A 5,784-nucleotide genomic window follows, 5' to 3' on the forward strand; every position below is an offset into this window, starting at 1 on the left:
GCATCTACGCCGAGGTCCTTGGCGTCGACCGCGTGGGCACCGACGACTCCTTCTTCGAACTCGGCGGCGACAGCATCCTGGCGCTGCAGGTGGTGTCGCGGGCGCGGGCCGCCGGCCTGAGCTGCCGGCCCCGCGACGTCTTCGTCGAACAGACCGTTGCCCGCCTGGCCAGCGTGGCCGCGACGACCGGCGGCCAAACCGAGGTGATCGACGAGGGTCTCGGTCCGGTGCAGGCCACCCCGATCATGCGGTGGTTGCACGGCGTGAACGGCCCGACCGACCAGTTCAACCAAACGATGCTGCTGCAGGCGCCCGCAGGGGTGACCGAGGCCGACGTGGCGATTGTGTTGCAGGCCTTGCTGGATCGGCACGCCATGCTGCGGCTGCGCGTCGAGGGCGACGGTGCCGACGGATGGGCGCTGTGGGTGCCCGAGGCGGGTTCCGTGGATGCGACCGGCTGCCTGCGGTCGGCGGATGTTCTCTCGGACGAGGCGCTGACGGCGGCCCGGTCGCGGCTGGACCCCGCCGCCGGAACGATGCTGAGCGCGGTGTGGGCCGGCCCCACCGGCCAGCTGGCGTTGATCGTCCACCACCTCGCCGTCGACGGGGTGTCCTGGCGAGTCCTGTTGGAGGACTTGAACATCGCGTGGGCCCAGCACCGCGGCGGGCAGCCGGTGGCGCTGCCCGGAGGCGGGACGTCGTTCGCCCGCTGGGCGTCGCTGCTGGGCGAGCACGCGCGTCGCCCGGAAGTCATCGAGCAAGCCGGGGCCTGGAAGCGGATTGCGGCGACCCCGCCCGCACTGCCGGCGGTGCGCCCCGAGGCCGACACCTACGCCGCCGCCGGGCACCTGTCGGTGTCATTGGACGTCGAGGTCACCCGCACGCTCATCGGCGAGGCGCCGGCGGCGTTTCATGCCGGCGTGCAAGACATTCTGCTGATCGCCTTCGGGCTGGCGTGGACGGAGTTCCTGGGCGGCGAGGCCTCGATCGGCATCGACGTCGAAGGCCACGGCCGTCACGAGGAACTCGCGCCTGACGTGGACCTGTCGCGCACCGTCGGCTGGTTCACCACCAAATACCCGGTGTCCTTGACCGTGAGCGGGGCGTCCTGGTCCCAGGTGGTGGCCGGCGAGCCGGAGCTGGGAACGCTGATCAAGGAAGCCAAGGAACAGCTTCGCGCCGTGCCGCACCCGCTGACCTACGGTGCGCTGCGCTACCTTAACGGCGACGCGAAGATCGACGGGGCCGACCCGCCGATCGGGTTCAACTACCTCGGTCGCCTGGTCACGGGAACCGAGCTGCCCGATGAGCTGTGGCGGCTGCACCCGGAGAGCCTCTCGTTGAGCGGCGCCGCCGCGGCGATCCCGATGCCGTTGGCACACACTGTCGAACTCAACGCCGGCACCGTCGACACCGACGCCGGCCCGCAACTGCGCGCCAACTGGACGTGGGCGCCGTCGGCGCTCGACGAAGCGCAGATCGGCCGGTTGAGCCAATTGTGGTTCGACGCTTTGTCCGGCATCTGCGCGCACGTGCGGGCCGGTGGCGGCGGGCTCACGCCCTCGGACATCGCGCCCGCCCGGCTGAGCCAACCGCAGATCGACGAGCTGCAACGGCGATACGACCTCGCCGACATCCTGCCGCTGACCCCGCTGCAGCAGGGTCTGCTCTTCCATTCGAGCACCGCGCACGGCAGCGACGACATGTATGCGGTGCAACTGGATTTCACGCTCACCGGCCCGCTGGACCCCGACCGCCTGCACGATGCGGTACACACGGTCATCAACCGGCATCCGCACCTGGCGGCCCGATTCTACGAACGGTTCGACGAACCGGTGCAGATCATCCCGGCCCGCCCGGCGGTGGCATGGCGGTACACCGACCTCGACACCGAGCGGCAGATCGAAGAGCTCTGCGCCGCCGAACGCGCCGCCGTCGGCGACCTGGCCGACCAGCCGCCCTTCCGGGTCGCGGTGATCCGTACCGGAGAGGCCCGGCACCGGCTGGTGCTGACCAACCACCACATCGTGCTCGACGGGTGGTCGTTGCCCATCCTGCTGCGCGAAATCTTCACCAGCTACTACGGTGAACCGCTGCCCGCCGCCGCCCCCTACCGCAGCTTCGTCACCTGGCTGGCCGATCGCGACGTCGATGCCGCCCGCGCGGCCTGGGCTGAGGTGCTCGCCGACTTCGAGGCGCCGACGCTCGTCGGCCCGAAAGATCGCCTGGGCCAAGGGCGGCGCGGTGCGGCATCCTTCCGCGTGGCCGAGGAGACCACGAGTGCGGTCACCGAACTGGCACGCTCTTGCCAGACCACCGTCAGCACCGTCCTGCACGGCGCCTGGGCGTTGCTGCTGACCTCGCTGACCGGTCAGCACGACGTCGTCTTCGGCACCCCGCGGTCTCGCGTGGGCCAACTGGACGTGGCCGGCGCGGAATCGATGGTGGGGCTGTTGATCAACACCGTGCCGGTGCGCGCCAACATCGGCGCGACCACCACCGCCGCGGACCTCCTGCGTCAGCTGCAGGACACCAACAACGACACGCTTGAACATCAGCACCTGGCGCTCAACGACATTCATCGCATCACCGGCCACGAGCAGCTCTTCGACACCCTGTTCGTCTACGAGAACTACCCGATCGGCGACGGCATGCAGTTGGGCCCCGACGGGCTGGCGATCGCCGGGTTCACCAACCGTGAATACAACCACTACCCACTGACGATGGAGGCGCTCCCGGGCCGTGAACTCGGCCTGCACGTCGAGTTCGACGCCGACGTGTTCGACACCGAGAGCGTCGAAGCGCTCGTCGAGAGGTTCCAGCGGGTGTTGGTGGCGATGACGTCCGATCCCGGACGGCGCCTGTCCGGGGTCCAGCTGCTCGGCCGCGACGAGCGCGACCTGGTGCTGGCGAAGCTGTCCGGCGCCGGTACGGCCGCGCCGGTGGGCGTTGCCCCGGAGTTGCTGGCGGCGGCCGTCGCGGCCGACCCGGACGCCGTCGCCGTGGTCGACGGCGAGCGGCGGCTGTCTTACCGTCAGCTCGACGAATGGTCGACCCGCCTGGCCCGCAAGCTGATCGACGCCGGCGTGGGTCCCGAGCTCGCCGTGGGCGTGGCGATGGATCGCTGCCTCGAGTTGGTGGTCGCGTGGTGGGCGGTGATCAAGGCCGGCGGCGTGCACGCGCCGGTGGATCTGGACCACCCGGTCGAGCGGATCACCACGGTACTCGAAGCAGCGGGCGCGGTCTGCGTATTGACTTGCGCCACCGATGAAGTGGCCGCGGCTGGACCGCGCCCGGTTATCCGGATCGATGGGCTGGACCTGTCGGGGGTCAGCGCGAACCCGATCACCGACGCCGATCGGCTGGCCCCACTGACGGCCCATGACGCCGCCTACGTGATCTTCACCTCGGGGTCGACCGGCGTCCCCAAAGGCGTGGTGGTGGGCCACGAGGGGCTGCTGGGATGGGCTGCCGCGCAACGCGAGTCGTGCGGGCTGAGCGCGGACACGCGGGTGCTGATGGTGGCCGCGCCGACCTTCGACGCGTCGGTCGGCGAGATGCTGTTGGCGGCGGTGTCGGGGGCGGCGCTGGTGGTGGCCCCTCCCGGGGTGTATGCGGGGGAGCCGCTGACCGCGTTGCTGCAAAGCCAACGCGTCAACGCGGCCTTCCTGACCCCGACGGTGCTGTCGTCGCTGGATCGTTCGCGGCTGCCCGAATTCGACAGATTGATGGTCGGCGGCGAGGCGTGCCCGGCGGAGCTGGTGGCCGCGTGGGCGCCGGGCCGGGGCATGTTCAACGTGTACGGCCCGACCGAAACCACCATCTGGGTCACCATGAGTGCACCCCTGCCGGCCGAGGGGCCGGTTCGGATCGGCACCCCGATCGCGGGCGTCTGCGCCATGGTGCTCGACGGCTGGCTGAACCCGGCGCCCATCGGGTTGGTGGGTGAGCTGTACGTGAGCGGGCCCGCGCTGGCGCACGGCTACATGGGGCGCGTGGACCTGACGGCGGAACGGTTCGTGGCCAACCCATTTGGCGGCGCCGGCTCGCGCATGTACCGCACCGGCGACCTGGTGCGCTGGACCCGCGACGGCACCCTGGATTTCGTGGGTCGCGCCGACAAGCAGATCAAACTGCGCGGCCAGCGCATCGAATTGGGCGAGATCGAGAACACGCTGCTGGCATGCTCGCATGTCACCCAGGCCGCCGTCACCGTGCGTGACGGCGCCGCCGGCTCTCATCTGGTCGCCTACGTCACCCTCGACCACAACACCAACGCCGAGCACGACGTGGAAGACGTCGAAGAGTGGCAACACCTCTACGACGACCTGTACGGCGCCGATCTCGGATCCGGATTCGGCATGGACTTCCGCGGCTGGAACAGCAGCTACACCGGCGAGCCGATCCCGCTCGACGAGATGATCGAATGGCGTGCCGCCACGGTGGATCGGATCATGGCTCTGCGGCCGCGGCGCGTCCTCGAGATCGGCGCCGGTTCGGGTTTGCTGCTGTCGCAGATCGCGCCGGAGTGCGATCAGTATGTCGCGACCGACTTCTCGCCCGTGGCCATCGAAAACCTGGCCCGCTCACTGGAGCAGTCGCAGTTCGGATGGCGGGACCGGGTCGAGTTGCTCACCCAGCCCGCCCACGTCACGGACCGGTTGCCGCGCGGCCATTTCGACACCGTCATCGTCAACTCGGTCGTCCAGTACTTCCCGAACGCGGGATATCTGGCCGAGGTCATCGACAACGCGATGGAGCTGCTGGCCCCCGGCGGCGCGCTGTTCATCGGTGACGTCCGTAACCACGCACTGCAGGGCGCGTTCCAGACCGGGATAGCCCTGTCCCGCAGCGCCGAAGCCGCCGACGCCGACGAGATCCGCAAGCGGGTCAGCCACGCCATGCTCGGTGAAACCGAATTGCTCCTGGCCCCGGACTTTTTCACCACCTGGGCCGTCAACCGCCCGTCGGCGGGCGGATTGGAAATCCAACTCAAACGCGGCTTGTCCGACAACGAGCTGAACAGGTACCGCTACGACGTCGTCATCCACAAGGCGCCCGCGCCCGTGCGGTCGGTGGCCACCGCGCCCACCTGGTCGTGGGCCGACCGCGCGGGCCTCGATGGACTTCGTGACGACCTGGTCTCGCTGCGTCCTGCCGTCGTCCGCGTCACCGACATCCCCCAGGCCGGAGTGATCGCCGACGTCCGCGTCCAGAGTGCGCTCGCCGCGGGCCTATCCGTCGAGGACGCGCTCGCCCAAGCCAGTCCCGAGGTCGCCGTCACCGTCGCCGAAGAGCTGCATCGCGTGGGCGACTCCGCCGGCTATCGTGTCGCCGTTACCTGGGGTGCCCAACCCGGCACTCTCAGTGCGGTTTTCGTCGACGCCGACCACCAGCCGGCCGCGGCCCTGACCGATCTGTACCTGCCCCCGGCGGGGGTGCGGCAGCGCACCAGCCACGCCAACGACCCCCGCACCAACACCAAGATCGGTGAGGTGCGCGAGCAGCTGAACGCGTGGTTGCCCGAGTACATGGTGCCGACACACATCGTGGCGCTCGAGGAATTCCCGATGACCTCCTCGGGCAAGCTCGATCGCAGGGCCCTGCCCGAACCGGAGTACCAGGACGTGGATCACTACCGCGCCCCGTCTACTCCCGCCGAGGAGATCCTGGTCGGGATCTACGGACAGGTGCTGGGGCTGGAGCGGGTCGGCGTCGACGACTCGTTCTTCGACCTGGGCGGGGACTCGCTGTCGGCGATGCGCCTGATCGCGGCGGTCAACG

At 69.7% G+C, this 5,784-nt stretch carries 1 protein-coding gene; it reads left to right on the forward strand.

Annotation, left to right across the window (positions count from 1 at the left end):
* Positions 1-5,784, forward strand: a 5,784-nt coding sequence (locus A5713_RS26025; RefSeq protein WP_156752039.1) for a non-ribosomal peptide synthetase, incomplete at both ends; no start/stop codon positions are given.

This window comes from Mycobacterium sp. E2497 (assembly GCF_001668695.1).
GTDB lineage: Bacteria > Actinomycetota > Actinomycetes > Mycobacteriales > Mycobacteriaceae > Mycobacterium.